Source organism: Streptomyces spongiicola, assembly GCF_003122365.1.
In the GTDB taxonomy this organism is placed as follows: domain Bacteria; phylum Actinomycetota; class Actinomycetes; order Streptomycetales; family Streptomycetaceae; genus Streptomyces; species Streptomyces spongiicola.
The window spans coordinates 47770-64883 of sequence record NZ_CP029254.1 but is presented as its reverse complement, the minus strand read 5'-3'; the positions used below and the strand labels follow the sequence as shown (position 1 = coordinate 64883).

Genomic DNA, 17114 nt, shown 5'->3' with positions numbered 1-17114 from the left:
CAGCGGCCTCCGGGTGCCGGTGGGCTCTGGCAAACCAGATGGGGCGTGGCTGTCGCTCTGATCAGCGTCTGCCACGGTGTGTCCTCACCTTCAAGGAGACGACTCGCGAAACCCGGTGTCAAGTTCCGGACGTCCCGGCCGCTCCGCCCCACGGGCGACGTCCTCCGGGCCGTCCGGCGCACATTCCGACCCGAGTCCGGCCGCACATCCGGACCCGAGTCCGGGTGCGTATCCGGAGACGATTCCGGATGCGGTCTCAGAGTGTTCCGACGGCGAACCCGGCGACGACCGCCGCGAGGCCCGCCGCGAGGCTCGACGCGCCGTACAGCAGCGACGTTCCCGCCCGGCCCCGCTCACACAGGCGGACCAGCTCGTAACTGAAGGTGGAGAACGTCGTGTAGGCGCCGCAGAAACCCGCGCCGACGATCGTCAGGACCTGCTCCGGCAGCCCGTGCCGCGCCGCCAGGCCCACCGCGAGCCCCAGGACGAACGACCCCGTGATGTTGATCAGCCAGGTACCCCGCGGGAACGCGCCGGGCCTGAGGTACTGCACGTACTGGTCGAGCACATAGCGCGCGACCGCCCCGAGAGCCGCCGCCGCCCCGACGCCGAGCAGGGTGATCACGGCATCCTCCGGAACCGGCTCCGGAACCGGTGGGGGCCGCCGGGCCGGGCGGTCACCCTCCGGCCGACGGCCAGGCCCAGCACGGTGGCGGCCAGGCCGGCGAGCAGACTGCCCAGCACGTTGAGCAGCGCGAGGGTGTGGTCGCCGCCGCCCAGGAGGCGGTCGGTGTCGAACATCCAGGTCGAGTACGTGGTGTACGAGCCGAGGAACCCGACCGCGGCGAACGGCCGTGCGTACCCGGCCCGCTGCCGGACCTCCACCAGGTACACCAGCAGCAGCGCCAGCAGGAACGCACCGGACACGTTGACGGCGAACGTCGTCAGCGGAAACGACCCCGCAGGTGTGGGAAACGCCAGCGCGAGGCCGTAGCGGGCCGTACCGCCCAGCAGTCCGCCCAGTGCGACAGCAGCCAGGACACGCCCGTGCACGCGGGACCGGAACGGCTCGCGTTCAGTCGTCAACGAAACGTCCGCATCTCTGTCCACCGCCACACGCGCCTCATTATCCACGGGATTGCAGCGCCGATGTCCACTCGACTAAAATTCAAGATCATCGGTGCAGACCGGTTTCGGGCGCCCCGACCGGTTCACCGGCAGTGGCCACACCGATGGAGGACGGCCATGGCAAAGATCCTTGCGGTGCTCTATCCGGATCCCGTGGGCGGTTACCCACCCGACTACGCCCGCGACGGGATCCCCACCATCACCGGCTACCCGGGCGGTCAGACCGCGCCGACCCCGCACGCCGTCGACTTCACCCCGGGGCAGCTCCTCGGCTGTGTCTCCGGGGAACTGGGACTGCGCCGCTTCCTGGAGGAACGCGGCCACACCTTCGTCGTCACCTCCGACAAGGAAGGCGGTGACTCCACGCTCGACCGCGAGCTGCCCGACACCGACGTGGTGGTCTCGCAGCCGTTCTGGCCGGCCTATCTCACCCCCGAGCGGATCGCCGCTGCTCCCCGGCTCAGACTCGCGATCACGGCGGGGATCGGGTCGGACCACGTCGACCTGCCGAGCGCCATCTCGCACGGCATGACGGTGGCGGAGGTCACCTACAGCAACAGCATCAGTGTGTCCGAGCACGCCGTGATGCAGATTCTCACCCTGGTGCACGACTACATGTCCGCCCACGAGTGGGTGACCGCGAAGAAGGGCTGGAACATCGCCGACGCGGTGTCGCGCAACTACGACCTCGAGGGCATGGACGTCGGCGTCCTCGGCTCCGGCCGCATCGGGCAGGCGGTGCTGCGCCGCCTCAAGCCGTTCGACGTCAGGCTGCACTACAGCGATGTGCACCGGCTGCCCGAGGAGGTCGAGGACGAACTGGGGCTGACGTACCACCCCGACGCCCGCTCGCTGGCCTCCTCGGTCGACGTGCTGTCGATCCACACCCCCCTGCACCCGAAGACGCAGAACCTGTTCGACGACGAACTGCTCGGGACCATGCGGCGCGGCGCGTACATCGTCAACACGGCACGCGGGCTGATCGTCGACCGGGACGCCGTGGTGCGGGCCCTGGACAGCGGCCGGCTGGCCGGCTACGCGGGTGACGTGTGGTACCCGCAGCCGCCGCCCCCCGACCACCCGTGGCGCACCATGCCGCACGAGGCGATGACGCCGCACGTGTCCGGCTCGACCCTCTCGGCGCAGGCGCGCTACGCGGCCGGCACCCGGGAGATCCTGGAGTGCTGGTTCGACGGGCGCCCCATCCGCCCGGAGTACCTGATCGTGGACGGCGGGGGTCTGGCCGGGACCGGTGCGCGCTCCTACACGGTCACCGGATAGGAAACAAAAGCCGAGGACGGAGAATCGGCGGCAGATTCCGCGGGGTATCCCCGCACGCCTGCCGCGATTTCCCTGTTCCTGCTGTGAGCGGACTCACGCCGAATTCACTGGACGGGTGCGGGAAAGGGATTTAGCGTCCTTGAACAGCGTGTTTTTCCGTTATGTGCGCAGGCGCCGGCGCCGCGCATACCGTTTCGCAGGAAAAGAAGGCGAAGGAACTCCGGGAAGGTGGATCAGTGAGCAGCACGGACGCCGTGTGGGTACGGGGCGTGAACGGCATTCAGCTGCATCACGTGACCGATCTCCAGGATGCCGGCAGATTTCTCGGCAATGCGGCGATGGCACTGCGCGCCGCACACGTGAGGACGGGCGCCGACCACTACGCCGGACTCGCCACCGAACTCAGGACCCTGGTGGAGCGGGTGCGGGAGCTGGAGGACCAGGCCCGTTCGCGCATGCACGAACTGCACTCCAGCGATCCCGAGCGGTTCGCCCGCTGCCGGGACGGCCACGAGCCGTGGCCCGGCGAGATCCCCGCGGGGTTCATTCCGCGCCACACCTGCAAGGACGAGTGCCTCTACCACGACCGGGACGTCCTCGACGCGATCATGCAGTGCATCTGCGGCCGGCCGCCGTGCCGGGCCTGTGAGGTCGGCGGGCCGCTCTGACCCGCTCACGGTCCCGGACCGGCCGTCGCCGTGAGCGAGGACGCGGGGCGGGGTCGCCTCCGCGGTGAAGGCCGCGGGTCGGCGCGGTCGCCGCACGGATCCCGCCCGGGCCGTTCCGCCGCCGTCTCACACCGCGGCGGGAACCCGTTCGGTGTCGCGAGCGGCGGGAATCCGACCGGTGTCCCGAGCGGCCGGAAGCGGTTCGGTGTCGCGAGCGGTGGGAACCCGTTCGGTGTCCCGAGCGGCCGGAAGCGGTTCGGTGTCGCGACGTACCAGCTCCGCGTACCTGTCGCCACGCTCCACGAGTTCCTCGTGGGTGCCCTGCTCGACGATGCGTCCGCCGTCCAGGACAACGATCCGGTCGGCGTCCCGCACGGTCGACAGCCTGTGCGCGATGGTGATGGTGGTGCGCCCGGCCGACAGCGCGTCGACGGCCTGCTGCACCGCGCGTTCGGTGCGGGTGTCAAGTGCGCTGGTGGCCTCGTCGAGGATGAGGACGCGCGGATTGCGCAGCATGGTGCGTGCCAGGGCCAGCCGCTGTTTCTCGCCGCCCGAGAAGCGGTGGCCGCGTTCTCCGACGACCGTGTCGTAGCCGTCGGGGAGGGACGCGATGTGGTCGTGGATCCGGGCGGCTCGCGCGGCCTCGACGAGTTGCTCGTGCGTCGCCTCCGGTGCCGCGAAGCGGAGGTTCTCCTCAACGGAGGCGTGGAAGAGGTGCGTCTCCTGGGAGACCACGCCCACGGTCCGGGACAGGGTCTCGAAACCGAGGTCGCGTACGTCGACGCCGTCGAGGGTCACCCGGCCCGCGGTGACGTCGTAGAGGCGGGGCACCAGGTGTCCGAGCGTGCTCTTGCCCGAGCCCGTGGCGCCCACCACCGCGAGTGACGTCCCGGCCGGGACGCTGAGGTCGATGTCCCGGAGAATCGGCCCGTCACCCGGGTCGTAGGCGAAGTCGACCCCTTCGAACCGCACTTCGCCCCGCGGCCGGGCCAGCTGGACGGGGTGCTTCCGCTCGGTCACGGTCGCCGGAAGGTCCAGATACTCGAAGACCCGCGCGAAGAGGGCCAGCGAGGCCTGGATCTTCACACCCGTCGACAGCAGTTTCACCACGGGACGGAACAGCCCCTGCTGCAACGTCACGAACGCCACCAGCGTGCCGAGCGACAGGGTGGCCACACCGCTGTGCAGGGCGAGTCCCGCGGCCCAGTAGACGAGGGCGGGCATGGCCGCCATGGCGACGCTGATGGACGCCATCCGCCAGCGTCCCGCCATGCTCGAACTGACCTGCAGGCGAGCGACCTTCCCGGATTCCTCAGTGAAGGCTTCGGCCAGCGATGCGGACCGCCCCATGGTCCGGCCCAGCAGGATGCCTCCGATGGAGAGGGAGTCCGCGACGACAGCCGTCATGGAGGCCATCTGCTTCTGGCGGCGGGCGGTGATCTTCTTGCGTTCCCGGCCCACCCGGAAGCTGATCCAGGAGAAGAAGGGGAGCAGCAGCAGGGACAGGGCGGTCAGCCGCCAGTCGAGTGCCAGCATCGCCACGACCGTGGCCACCACCGCGGTGAGGTTGGAGACCAGGGACGTGGCTGTGGACGACACGGTGGCCTGCATCGCCCCGATGTCGTTGGCGATTCGGGACTGCACCTCGCCGCCGCGGGTCCGGGTGAAGAAGGTCAGGGGCACCTTCTGCAGGTGCCCGTAGACGGAAGTCCGCAGATCGTGCATGACCCGCTGGCCGACCGTGGTGGACAGCAGTGTCTGCAGCACGTCGAAGACGCCCGACACCAGGGCGATCACGATCATGCCCATGGCCAGGAGGCCGAGCAGCCCGGTGCGCCCCTGGGGGATCGCGGTGTCCAGGATCTCCCGCAGCAGGAAGGGGGAGGCGACGGCCACCAGCGAGGAGGCTCCGACCAGGAGGCCGACGAGGGCGACACGCCCTCGGTAGGGCCGGAAGAGACCCAGGACGCGGCGGAGTTCACGGGGCCGCTCGGTGGGGCCGGGCGGGGCGGTTCTGGGCGTGCGGGCGGCGGGTGGACGGGGGGCCAGGGTCCTGAGGGAGTCTGCGGTGGGCATGGCTCGGTCACGGGCCTTGGTAGCGGGTCGGTCCTTCAAGGGTAACGTGTCCGGTTTTGCGCCTTTCGTTCCCGACTTGTGCCGCATGACACATCGCATCGAAGTCGGTACCGGCTGTCATCGGCGGTGCGGGGGCGCCGCTCCGGCTCATCTGCGGCCGCCGTCCCGGCGGAGTGGAAGGCGACGTACCTCGCGGCTCCCCCGCGGACTCCCTGCCCGCTGCGGCGGCCTCACCGGCGGCCTCATCGGTGGCCTCACCGGAGGCGTCGCCCTTCGGCCGGGCCCGCTCCCGGCGGTCCGGCCTCGGGCGGCTCCCGTCCCGGCCTTCCCGGCGGTCCGGCCTTCCCGCCGTTCCGGCCTTCCCGCCGTTCCGGCCGTCCCGCCTTCCCCCGCCTTCGCCGCCTCTCCGGCCTTCCCGGACGCCCCCGCGCCCCGTCCCGCCCGAGCGTCACTCGTCATGGGCGGCCCTGCCCGCGACGGCACCGAGGCGCGCGTCCCCGGCACCGGAGCGGCCCCGCGGGCGCCGGTGTTGCCGGACGGGCCGCTGCCGGCCGCCCCGGCGGGGGCGGACGCCGGACTCGCCGCACCGCTCTACGCCCGCGTCGAGCGCTGCCGCGGCACCCACCCTGCGCCTGCACCACCGCCGCGGACGGCCGGCCGCTGCCGATCGCTGCCGGCCGCTGCCGACTGTCCGGACGCCGCGTGGCGCCTCAACTCCCGGCGCGGTCGGTCTCGTAGGCCCACATCGCGATCTCGACGCGATTGCGTGCGCCGAGCTTGTCCATCAGCCGGGCGACATGGCTCTTGACCGTACTGAGGCTGATGTGCAGTTCGGCGGCGATCTCGGCGTTGGTCCGCCCCCGGGCCACCGCGGCGAGGACCGCCTCCTCGCGGTGGGTCAGCGCCTCGACCGGCTGCGGTGGTGCCGCCGGGGCCGCACCGGTGTGCGCGAACGCCGCGAGCAGACGCGCCGTGACACTCGGGGCGATCAGCGCATCGCCGCGCGCCGCCGCGTGAACGGCCTGCGCGAGCATGCCGGGTCCGGCGTCCTTGAGGAGGAAGCCGCGGGCGCCCGCCTTGAGGGCGGCGTGCACGTACTCGTCGAGATCGAAGGTGGTGATCACCACGACCGCGGGCGGGTCGGCGGCGCCCGCACCGGTGAGCCGCCGGGTCGCCTCGATGCCGTCGATCCCGGGCATCCGGATGTCGAAGAGGCAGACGTCGGGGCGCAGGGAGCGGGCGAGTTCCACGGCGCGGTGGCCGTCGGCGGCCTGGCCGACGACCGTGATGCCGGGCTGCGCGTTCAGGATCATGGTGAGCCCGGTCCGCACGATCTCCTGATCGTCGGCGACCACCACACGCACGCTCACGATGCCGACACCACACGCACGCTCACGATGCCGATCCGTTCCTCGGAAGCACGGCGGTCACGGTCCATCCGCGGCCGGGGTCCGGGCCGGCGCTGAGCGAACCGCCCAGCAGGCCCGCCCGTTCCGCCATCCCGAGGAGACCATAGCCGGGCGACCCGCCCGTCCGCGGGTGAACGGCGTCGCCGTCGTCGCTCACCCGCAGGTGCACCGAGCGCTCGTCGGCCGCGACCCGCACCGCTATGCGTGAGGCGTGGCGTGCGTGCCGGCGTGCGTTGGTGACCGACTCCTGGACGAGCCGGTAGACCGCCGTCGACAGCGCGGGAGCGAGACCGGCGACATCACCGGTGATCTCGACGTCGACCGCGGGGCCCGCGCCGGCGCGCCGGAGGTCGTCCAGGTCGGTGGCCAGCGGCAGCGGGGCCAGTCCGGCGCGCTCGTCGGCGCGGCGCAGGACGCGGACCATGGAGCGCATCTCGGCCAGGGTGCGTGACGCCTCCGTCTCGATCACCCGCAGCGCCTCCCCGGCGGCCGCGGGGTCGGCCGCCGAGACGGCCAGCCCCGCCTGGGCCCGGATCGCGATGGCCGACACGTGGTGCGCGACCGTGTCGTGCAGATCGCGGGCCAGCTGCTCGCGCTCGACCAGCTTGACCTGTTCGAACTGCCGGGCGCGGGCGTACGCCCGGTACCGCAGCGCCTCGCCCAGCGCCATCGCGGCGAAGAGAAGGGCGAAGCCGGCGATCGCGTCGCCCGGACTGGTGCTGGTGAGCGGGACCGAGATCACGGCAGGCACCAGGATCACCGGCAGGCCGATCATCGCCTCGCGCTTCGATCCCCAGCGGAACAGCGCGTAGGGCAGCAGCAGCATGTACATCATGGTGTTGAGCCCCGGCTGCCCTCCGCCCAGCACCAGCGCCCACACCTGGCTGAGCAGCAGCGTGCCGAACGCGACCAGGACCATGAGTAGCGGCCTGGTACGCCGCCACAGCAGCGTAGCGATGAGGCCGACCCCGACGACCAACGACAGGGCCCGCCAGGGGACATCCGGCCGGAGAACCCCCTCCAGCACGGCGACGGGCACCAGCACCCCGGCCAGCGCCCGGTCGCGCCGCCCGGGGCCGGGGGAGACCGGTGCACCGGTCTCCCCCCACAGGGCACGGCCCTTGTCCCACAGAGCGCGGGTCTCGCCTCGAAGAGCGCGGATGAGGTGTCGCACGCGGCTCATCGTAGAGGCCCCCGCGCACCGCCGGATCGGCCGAAAGTACGGTGCCGGCTTCGTGCTTTCGGCGGCGGTTCACGGCCCCTGGGCCGAGGTGTGCGCACCCCGCCCGCCGACACCATGGCGGAGCCGGGTGCGCACACCGGCCTCCGGCACACCGACACCCCGAGGAGAACTGACGTGTCGTCCCTGCTGTTCCGGCTCGGCCGGTTCGCCGCCCGGCATCCCTGGCGCGCGATCGGCGCCTGGGTCCTGGCCGCCGTCGTCGTCATCACCGCCTCGGCCGCCGTCGGCCGCGACCTCGAGGACACCTTCGACGCCCCCGGGCTCGACTCCCAGCGCGCGGCCGCGCTGCTGTCCGAGGCGGGTTCGGGCGATGCCGGCCTGACCGCCCGCGTCGCGGCGACACCGCGGGACGACGGCGAGACGTTCTTCGGCAGCCCTGCCGCCCGCCGGGCCCTTGCCGGCCTCCAGACCGAGCTGTCCCGACTGCCGGCCGTGCTGACGGCATCCGACCCGGCCGGCGGTCTGCGCGGCGGGGGCAGAGCTGCCGTGGCCAACGGCACCGTCTCGCCCGACGGGCGCGTGGCGCTGGTGACCCTGCGCTATCCGGTGGTCGGGAAGCTCGACGCCGGTGATCTGGAGGACCTGAAGAGGATCGTCTCCGCCCGTGCCGGCGACACCGTGCTCCGGGTCGAGGCGGGCGGTGATCTGTTCATGTCCTTCGAGGAACCGGAGACCGGCACCGGTGAGCTCATCGGGCTGCTGGCCGCCGTCGTCGTCCTGCTGGCCGCCTTCGGGTCGCTGATCGCCATGGGCCTGCCGATCGGCATGGCGCTCTTCGGCCTGGCCCTGGGCGTGAGCGCCATGCCGCTCATCACCTATCTGGTGGAGATACCGAGTTGGGCGCCGGTGATCGCCTCCATGGTCGGCCTCGGCGCGGGCATCGACTACGCGCTCTTCCTCGTCACCCGCCACCGCGAGCAGCTGGCCGCCGGGATGGCCGTCGAGGAGTCGGCCGGACGCGCGGTCGCGACCGCCGGCCAGGCCGTCGTCTTCGCGGGCGGCACGGTCGTCGTCTCGATCCTGGGGCTCGCGGTCGCCGGAATTCCCTTCATCGCCGCGGCCGGTGTCGCCATCGCCGCCGTGGTGCTCATCATGGTGGCGGCCTCGATCACCCTGCTGCCCGCGTTCCTCGGACTCGCCGGGCGCTCCATCGACCGGTTCGGCCTGCCCCGGCGCCGGGCCCCGCGGGACGGCCGCGACCCCCGCACCCGGCGCCGCTGGCGGCGCTGGGGCGCGCACGTCACCCGCCACGCCGCCGCCTACGCCGTCGCCACCACGGTGCTGCTGCTCGCGCTGGCCGCGCCCGTGCTCGCGCTGCGCCTCGGCTTCCCCGACGAGGGCACGCTGCCGGGCTCCCGGACCGAGCGTCAGGCGTACGACCTGGTCGCCGACGGCTTCGGGCCGGGCGCCAACGGTCCTCTCGCCATCGCGGTCGACCTCGCCGGCGACACCTCCGTGGTCGAGCCGCTGTACGACGCCGTCACCGGGGACCCGGGGATCGCCTCGGTGGCGCCGCCGCGGATCGACACGGAAGCGGACGTGGCCGTGCTGCTGGCGGTGGCGGCCACCGCCCCCCAGGACGACGCGACGCGGGCGACGGTCGAACGGCTGCGCTCCGAGGTCTTCCCCGCGGTGCTCGACGGCAGCCCGGCCCGCGCCCACGTCGGAGGGCAGACGGCCGCCTTCGCCGATCTCGGCGACCGGGTGAAGGACCGCCTGCTGCTGTTCGTCACGGCGGTGGTCCTGCTGTCGCTGCTGCTGCTGACCGTGGTGTTCCGCTCGGTCCTCGTCCCGCTCAAGGCCGCCGCGCTGAACCTGCTGAGCATCGGCGCCGCGTACGGGGTGCTGGTGATGGTGTTCCAGTGGGGGTGGGGGGCCTCGCTGATCGGCCTCGAATCCCCCGTGCCGATCGTGTCGTTCATCCCGATGTTCATGTTCGCCATCGTGTTCGGGCTGTCGATGGACTACGAGGTGTTCCTGCTCTCCCGGGTGCGCGAGCACTATCTCGCGACCGGCGACAACGACGGCTCCGTGGTGCGCGGTCTCGCCGGAACCGCCCGGGTGATCACCTCGGCCGCGCTCATCATGGTGTCGGTGTTCCTCGGCTTCGTCCTCGGTGAGGACCCGACCACCAAGATGCTGGGACTCGGCCTGGCGACCGCCATCGCCGTCGACGCCACGGTCGTCCGGATGGTGCTCGTCCCCGCCACGATGAAGCTCCTGGGCGACGCCTGCTGGTGGCTCCCGGCGTGGCTCGACCGCCTCCTGCCCGCCGTCGACATCGACGGCGGCACCGCGCGCGGCGGCCGCACCGAGGCGCGCGAGGAGCCGAAGACCACCCTGCCCACCGGCTGATCCGGCCACCGCCGCACCCGGAGGAAGGAGGCCCGCGACGCCCGCGAGACGCCCGCGACATCCGCGACATCCGCGACGCCCGTGACGTCCGTGAGGCCCGCGACGCCCGCGACGCCCGTGACGTCCGCGACATCCGTGAGCCGCGGAAACCCGCAAGCCCCGATGCCGGCGTTCGTTCATCCCCGCCGGCGCCGGGCGTCCGGTGCGTACCCGAGACCACGCACGGCGGCGTCCGTCCGGCGGCGCGGCCGGCTCGCGGCGATCGCTCCCGCAGGCTCCCGGGGGACGGTGCCGGTATGCGATGGCGCGATCGTGATCTCGGAATCGGCCGCGCTCTCCCACCGGAGCCCCCTGTGCCGGCCGGTCGTGCCGAACGTGCCTGAATCCGACTGCCCGTTCGGGCGACCGGCCGGTAGCCTGACCCGACGTGAAGGACAGAGTCCGCACAACCACCAGTCGGCGCACGGTCGTCAAGGCCGCCGCCGCCACCGCTGTCGCCGGATCCGTGACGGCCGGCACCCACGCGGCCTCGCCCGCGTCCGCCCGGGAGCAGGCCCCTGCCTTCGTGCACGGAGTCGCGTCCGGGGACCCTCTTCCCGACGGCGTACTGCTGTGGACCCGCGTCACCCCGGTCCCCGACGCGCCGCCCGGCTCCGGCAAGGGACCCGATGTCGAAGTGGACTGGCAGGCCGCGGAGGACGGGGAGTTCACCCGCATCGTCGCCGCTGGCCGGACCACCGCCACCGCGGCCGCCGACCACACCGTCAAGGTCGACGTCAGGGGCCTGCGCCCGGCGACCGCCTACTACTTCCGCTTCCTCTCCGGCACCGCGGTCTCCCCCGTCGGCCGTACCCGGACCGCGCCCGCGGCGGACGCCGCCGCGCCGGGGGTGCGCTTCGGCGTGGTGTCCTGCGCCAACTGGGAGTCCGGGTACTTCGCCGCGTACCGCCATCTCGCGGCCCGCGCCGACCTGGACGCGGTCCTGCACCTCGGCGACTACATCTACGAGTACGGCACCGGCATCTTCCGGACGACGACCACGTGGTGCGCCGGCACGAGCCCGCCCACGAGATCACGACACTCTCCGACTACCGTACCCGGCACGGCACGTACAAGACCGACCCCGACCTCCAGGCGATGCACGCCGCCCATCCGCTCGTCGCGATCTGGGACGACCACGAGATCGCCAACGACGCCTGGTCCGGCGGCGCGCAGAACCACACTCCCGGCACCGAGGGCGACTACGCGGCCCGGGCCGCCGCGGCGAAGCAGGCCTACTTCGAGTGGATGCCGGTGCGCACCTCCACGGAGGGCACGGTCTACCGCCGGCTGCGCTTCGGCAGGCTGGCCGATCTGCATCTGCTGGACCTGCGGTCCTTCCGCTCCGAGCAGGCGTCGGTGGGCAGCGGCAGGGTCGACGACCCGGAGCGCACGATCACCGGCCGGGCCCAGCTCGACTGGCTGAAGGCGGGCCTGGCGTCCTCCGACGCCGCCTGGAAGCTCGTCGGCACCTCGGTGATGATCTCACCGCTCGCCTTCGGCGCGCTGCCCGCCCATCTGCTGGGGCCGATAGCCGAAGTGCTCGGGCTGCCGAGGGAGGGGCTCGCGGTCAACGTGGACCAGTGGGACGGCTACACCGACGACCGGAGGGAACTGCTGAGGCATCTGACCGACCGGGGGATCGAGAACACCGTCTTCCTCACCGGCGACATCCACACGGCGTGGGCCAACGACGTGCCGGTCACGGCGGCCACGTACCCGGTTTCGAGGTCGGCGGCGACCGAGTTCGTGGTGGCGTCGGTGACCACAGAGAACCTCGACGACGTCCTGCGGGTGGCCCCCGGCACGGTGTCCCTCGTGGCGGCCACCGCCGTCAGGGCCGCCAACCGCCATGTGAAGTGGCTCGACTTGGACCACCACGGCTACGGCGTGCTGGACGTGACCGCCGAGCGCTCGCAGATGGACTACTACATCCTGTCCGACCGGAGGAGGGCCGACGCAACGGCCGGCTGGGTCCGCTCCTATCGGACCCGCAGCGGAACCCAGCAGGTCGAGCGCGTCAGCGGGCCGGTGCGCTGAAGCCGGCAGTGGGGGAGGGGCCGGGCGGGCCGGGCCCGCCCGGCCCGTATCCCACCGACCTCCCCGCCCGGCTGCTCAGCCGCTCCCGCGGTTCCGCTGCGCGTCTGCCGGTCAACAGCCGCCCACCCCTTCTCGACCGGCGTTCGACCGGGGTTCGATCTGCATCCGACCGGCATCCGGAGCGCGCGTCCACGCGGCCGGCCGCCCGCCGGCAGCACAACGCGGTCCACGAGCCGCGTCCCCGCCCGGACGGTGCCGATCCGCCGGACATCACGTTCACCACGTTCATGCAGGAACCGGGGCCGCCCTGCGGCCATATGGCGCCGCATCCGCCAACTCGGCTCCTTGGGGTAGTTCATGGCGCGGAACGGTGCGGAACAGATGGGAACGGCTTCGTGGCCGCGGGCCGGGCGGCGATGGAGCCTCGACCGGCACAAGGACCCAGGCCGGATCAGCAGCCGACTTCGCGCAAGCCGCCCGGCCGTTGACGCCCGCGGGCCACAGCGCCGCCGAGCGGTGTCAGGCGACCGCCGGCGCGTTCGCCTCGACTTCGAACCATGTCGTCTTGCCGGTGGCGGTGCGGAAGCTGCCCCATGCGTCGGCGAGGGCGTCGAGGATGCCGATGCCCCGGCCTCCTTCGGCCCAGCTGTCGCCCCCGTGCCCGGCCGCGCGGCCCGCCGGGTCGCCTGCCGGGTCGCCCGCCGGGCCGTCGCTGTTGGTGTCCTCCACCTCGCAGCAGAGGCGGCCGTCGCGGACCCGCAGATTGAGCCGCAGGGGACCGCGTGTATGGCGCACCGAGTTGGTGACCAGTTCGCTGACCAGGAGCACGACGGTCTCCTCCAGGTCAGGCGGCTCCCGCAGCCCCCAGAGACCGAGCTGTGCGACCGCCAGGTGCCTGGCCCGGCGGACCGAGGCGGGCTCCCGCCGCAGGGGCCAGGACGTCTCCCGCTCGGTGGCCCGCGCACGGGGGGATTCCAGTGGCCGCAGGGGCAGCGTCATACGGGACCAGAGCGCCGCCTGACGGGCACCGAAGGACAGGGCAGGGTTCGCCGGACCGCGGGCGCGGTCCGGCAGCCCCCGCCCCGGTCTCCACATGAATCGGCGAAGGCGCAGCCGGGCACGGGATGACGCGAGGCGGCCGATAGCGGGAGAGGCCATGAGGATCAGTCCTTTCCGAGCTGCCGGCTCGGCGCTCGGTACGACGGTGAGCGAGCGGGAGGGGTCGAGTGATGCCGGACCCGAAGGCCGAAGACCCCCTTGCGGGCCCCAAAGGAGGTAGCGGGGGAGAACGCTGCACGATGCCTCGTAGGCAAGGGAACTGTAGCGCGCATTACACTAAACATCGGGCAAAGGTGAAATATAGGATGTACAAGACCGTCAGTCCGCAGGTTTGAGGAACCGCTCTCGACCGCACCGGGTGTCCCTTCCTGCCGACGGGACCGCACCCGGGGAACGCCTGCCGGAAGCCCGGGATGCGAGCCGGGCCGGCGTGAACCGCCCCCGGTGCCGCGGTCTGCGGCCGCTCGCCACGACGGCCGCTGCCGGTTGCCCGTTGCCCGCTGCCCGCTGGCGGGAGGCGGCAGCGCACCGCCTGCTCCCGTGTGCCGGGCCGGGGGAGCGGGGTTCCGCGGGCCCCGCCGGTTTCCGGCCGGATCCCCCCCACCGGCGTTCGACCGGCGTTCGCACCGGCCGTACACCGGCAGCGGGCGGAGTGCGAGAGATGCGGGAACGGGAAGGCCGCCGGACACCGACCGGTGCGATAGGCGGAGTTCGATGCCGCGGACCGCGGCGGTGGCCTGCCGGCGGGGCCCGCGGCGGCCTGCCGTGCGAATCGGCGGGGCCCACACGTCCGCCCCGAGCCCTCTCGCGGCCTCGGGGGCGGAAGGGCCGGTCGGCGCCGATCCTGCCGGACCGCCGGCGGCGGCGGCCGGTCCAGGATCTCCGGCGCGATCCGCGCCGCGGTCCTCGTCGCGGTCGCCGGGCCCGGGGTGGGCGCGGCCGGGAGCGCGACGGCTCGATGGCGCGCCGGCAGACGGTTGCGGTGGCCGGGAGGCGGTTGCGGTGGCCGGGAGGCGGCCGGGGTGGTGCGGGCGGTGGCGTGGTGCGGGCGGTGGCGATGCCGACCCGGGCGGCGTTCCGGCCATGGCGCCGCCGCGCCGCGGGCGGGTGACCGGTCGTGCGCCTCGCGACCGGCGCCCCACTTCGCGGAGGTGGTGGCCGCACCGGCCGCGGGGCGAGCGGCGCCGGTCGTCCCGGCGGCTGCGGAGTCTCCGGTTGACCGGTGCCGGCGGTCCGTCAGGCCGCCGGGTTCAGTTGATCTCTCCGGCGGCCCACTCGGCCCACTCGCGGCGCATCGCGTTGAACCGCAGGCCGTACTCCAGGGCGATCCGTCCGTACACCGAGAGATCGTCGTCGCCCCAGTCGATGGCGTCCGTGAGTCCGCGCAGCTCCCGGTATCCCTCCTCGGACATCTCGATGAGCCCGGTCAGATAGGCGCGCGCCTGCCCGGGCTCCAGCACACCGAGGAAGAAGACGCGCAGCAGCACGTCGCTGCGGGTGCTGAGTTGGGGCTTCGTCTCGGTCAGCCAGTGCCGCAGTTCGGACAGTCCCGTGTCGGTGAGGACGTACTCCTTGCGGCCGCGCGGCCCCTCGGCCGCCACCGTGATGAGACCGGCGCCCGCCAGCCTGGTCAGCTCGGTGTAGATCTGGCTCTGGGTCGCGGGCCAGACGTTGGCCAGTGAGGTCTCGAAGCGCTTCAGCAGGTCGTATCCGCTGGCGGGGCGCTCCGACAGGAGACCGAGCAGTGCGTGTCTGAGGCTCATGCCCACACCCTACATTCCACAATTGACATATCGACCCTGCACCTTCTACTTTCGACATGTCATAACTGATACCCTTGGGAGGGATCATGTCCTACCTGCGGACGTTCCTGCCGTGGATCGTCTTCGCGGCAGTCCCCTCGCAGCACTGGCAGTGGGCGTCACTGGCCGCGCTGGCGGTCGCCATCGTGATCATTCGCCTTCAGCGGCGGGCCGGGAGCGGATTCGACGCCCTGATCATCGAACTCGGCTCGGCCTTCTTCTTCGCCGCGTTGGCCTTCACGGCCTTCAGCGATCCGCAGTCGGGCCTGCACGAGTACTCCGCCGCGCTCGCCTCCGGCACCCTCGCGGTCATCGCCGGGGCCTCCCTGGCCATAGGCAGGCCGTTCACCCTGGGCATCGCCCGGCGCACCACGCCGAGGGAGGTCTGGACCCGCAGGGCCTTCATCCGTACCAATGTCGTCATCACCGCCGTGTGGACGGCGGCCTTCGCCCTGACCGCGGTCGTCCTCGCACTGGAGGCATACGCCGGAAGCGCCCACTCGACCGCGGCGATCGTCGTGCAACTCGCCGGATTCGCCGTCCCGATGCTCTTCACCGTCCGCTACGTCGCGCACATCCGGGGCAAGGCCGCCGCCTCCTGAACGGAGCCGGCTTCCGCCGGCCGTATGAGCGGACCCGCCGCGTCCGGATGGCGTGCGGGTGGTGTGTGGATGGCGTGCGGGCGGCGTGCGGGCGGCGTTGGGATGGCGTGTGGACGGCGCCACCGGTTTCCGGCCGGCGCGGCGGCCCGCAGCCGCCGGTTCCGGCGGGCAGCGCGTCGCTTCCCGTGCCGGACGAACGCGGCGCGGCGCGATGCGGGGCGCGCTCCCGGGCCCCGCAACACGCCGTGAGCGAACCGGGCCTGCTCCCCACCCGGTCGGCACCCGCCTCCCCCGCCGCGCCCCGCGCAGCCGGCGGCAACCCGGCTTCTCCTCGCCGCACGGCCGACCGCCGCATTGCCCGCCGGCGCGACTCCCGTCCCGCCGTCCCGCCGGCGGGGATTCCCGTCCCGCCGTCCCGCCGCGCCGCCGCCCCGCCGCGCCGCCGTCCCGGCGAACCGGCGAACCGGCTCCCGCCGAACCCGCGCACCCGTCCCGCCCGCGCTCGCCGGAGGCGTGCGGGACGCGCCCGGGCATGGCGCCCGGACATCGCGCCGGGGCCGAGTCCGCCGGGAGTCATCGAGTCCGCCGGGAGCCGGCCCGGGCCGGGCCGGCTCCCGGCCGCGCACCCCTCGTCGATTCCGGCCGGAGCCTTTGCCCACCATCGGTTTCACAAGCGCACGCAAACATTAATTGCATATAGCAGGAAAGCACTTTGCCATCTCCGCACCATCTCCTTACCGATATGGTCCGATTTCCTCGCTAGGTTCATCACCACAAGGGCGGCCACGTGCATGAGCACTGGTCGATCTTTGCAGTCAGTAACGCGAGTGTGAGTGCCGTCCCGGCACCCGCTCGGCTTTTTCCGGCTGGCAGGAAGAGCGAACCGCGAGGGTGCTCGAAGCCCTCGCGCCCCATCGACGGCCGCCCCCGTGCATCGCTGCCGCGGGCGGCTTGTCACCGCTCTGTCCTCGGCGGCCGGTGAACAGGCCGCGGTGAAGCACTCGTTGAGAGACCCACCATGAGGCGAGAACGAATGAGGACCCATGAAGACGGGTGCCGGCCGGGCCGCGCATCCGGCCCCCACCCCGACGGCTCCGGGCCGCTTCCGCCGGGTGGCGGCCGCCGGCCGGCGGGTCCGGTGCGGTGCTGTTCGAGGCCGCCCCGCCGGGAGGCCGTGGACTCCCCGATCCGCGGTGACACCCCGGGTCGGCACCCCGGGCGGCCGCGATGCGGAGAGGCGGGGTGGCGGGGGCCCGCCGGAACGCCGGGGCGGAGGCCGGTGGGCCCCCGCTGCGTCGAGGCGGCGCCGGCCGGCCGGGTGCGCCGGGTGCGCCGAGAGGAGACCGGGCCGGCTTTCCAGCGAGCTTCATGCGAACTCCGGCACCCGCGGCACGGCCGTGAAGTAGATCACA

The 17114-nt window shown here is 72.8% G+C and carries 11 protein-coding genes and 1 pseudogene; 5 read left to right on the top strand and 7 right to left on the bottom strand.

The window, feature by feature from the left end; genetic code table 11:
* Positions 1 to 256: 256 nt before the first annotated feature.
* Together crcB and DDQ41_RS00260 are read right to left on the bottom strand one after the other, a co-directional pair.
* On the bottom strand, positions 257 to 625 hold the full coding sequence (gene crcB / locus DDQ41_RS00265) for a fluoride efflux transporter CrcB (protein WP_109292619.1): 369 nt from the start codon (positions 623 to 625) through the stop codon (positions 257 to 259).
* Positions 622 to 1086, bottom strand: a complete 465-nt coding sequence (locus DDQ41_RS00260; protein ID WP_245991397.1) for a fluoride efflux transporter FluC — start codon at positions 1084 to 1086, stop codon at positions 622 to 624. Before DDQ41_RS00260 ends, crcB begins: the two co-directional genes overlap by 4 nt.
* 159 nt (positions 1087 to 1245) lie before the next feature.
* Between DDQ41_RS00260 and DDQ41_RS00255 the strand changes: the two genes are divergently transcribed.
* Together DDQ41_RS00255 and DDQ41_RS00250 are read left to right on the top strand one after the other, a co-directional pair.
* On the top strand, positions 1246 to 2409 hold the full coding sequence (locus tag DDQ41_RS00255) for an NAD-dependent formate dehydrogenase (protein WP_109292617.1): 1164 nt from the start codon (positions 1246 to 1248) through the stop codon (positions 2407 to 2409).
* A 236-nt stretch (positions 2410 to 2645) separates the two neighbouring features.
* Positions 2646 to 3077 (top strand): hypothetical protein, encoded by a 432-nt coding sequence (locus tag DDQ41_RS00250; RefSeq protein WP_109292616.1) that lies wholly within the window; start codon positions 2646 to 2648, stop codon positions 3075 to 3077.
* Positions 3078 to 3203: 126 nt separating this feature from the next.
* Here DDQ41_RS00250 and DDQ41_RS00245 read toward each other — a convergent pair whose 3' ends face one another.
* From DDQ41_RS00245 to DDQ41_RS00235, 3 genes are all read right to left on the bottom strand, one after another.
* Positions 3204 to 5153 (bottom strand): ABC transporter ATP-binding protein, encoded by a 1950-nt coding sequence (locus tag DDQ41_RS00245; protein ID WP_109292615.1) that lies wholly within the window; start codon positions 5151 to 5153, stop codon positions 3204 to 3206.
* Positions 5154 to 5863: 710 nt separating this feature from the next.
* Positions 5864 to 6523 (bottom strand): response regulator, encoded by a 660-nt coding sequence (locus DDQ41_RS00240; protein WP_109292614.1) that lies wholly within the window; start codon positions 6521 to 6523, stop codon positions 5864 to 5866.
* 22 nt (positions 6524 to 6545) lie between these two features.
* A complete protein-coding gene (locus DDQ41_RS00235; RefSeq protein ID WP_262508307.1) occupies positions 6546 to 7736 on the bottom strand; it encodes a sensor histidine kinase in 1191 nt (396 codons plus the stop codon).
* A 183-nt stretch (positions 7737 to 7919) separates the two neighbouring features.
* On the opposite strand from DDQ41_RS00235, the gene DDQ41_RS00230 reads away from it, so the two are divergent.
* Both DDQ41_RS00230 and DDQ41_RS00220 read left to right on the top strand, forming a co-directional pair.
* A complete protein-coding gene (locus DDQ41_RS00230; RefSeq protein ID WP_109292613.1) occupies positions 7920 to 10160 on the top strand; it encodes an MMPL family transporter in 2241 nt (746 codons plus the stop codon).
* A gap of 427 nt (positions 10161 to 10587) precedes the next feature.
* A pseudogene (locus tag DDQ41_RS00220) lies at positions 10588 to 12239 on the top strand (alkaline phosphatase D family protein).
* A 519-nt stretch (positions 12240 to 12758) separates the two neighbouring features.
* Here the strand turns inward: DDQ41_RS00220 and DDQ41_RS00215 are convergent.
* Both DDQ41_RS00215 and DDQ41_RS00210 read right to left on the bottom strand, forming a co-directional pair.
* The gene (locus DDQ41_RS00215) at positions 12759 to 13397 is read right to left on the bottom strand and encodes an ATP-binding protein (protein ID WP_262508306.1); all 639 of its coding nucleotides are present in this window, start codon (positions 13395 to 13397) and stop codon (positions 12759 to 12761) included.
* A gap of 1151 nt (positions 13398 to 14548) precedes the next feature.
* Positions 14549 to 15061 carry a PadR family transcriptional regulator gene (locus tag DDQ41_RS00210; protein WP_109297460.1) on the bottom strand — a complete coding sequence of 171 codons (513 nt, stop codon included), beginning with the start codon at positions 15059 to 15061 and terminating at the stop codon, positions 14549 to 14551.
* Positions 15062 to 15147: 86 nt separating this feature from the next.
* On the opposite strand from DDQ41_RS00210, the gene DDQ41_RS00205 reads away from it, so the two are divergent.
* A complete protein-coding gene (locus tag DDQ41_RS00205; RefSeq protein ID WP_109292610.1) occupies positions 15148 to 15702 on the top strand; it encodes a hypothetical protein in 555 nt (184 codons plus the stop codon).
* Positions 15703 to 17114 lie beyond the last annotated feature (1412 nt).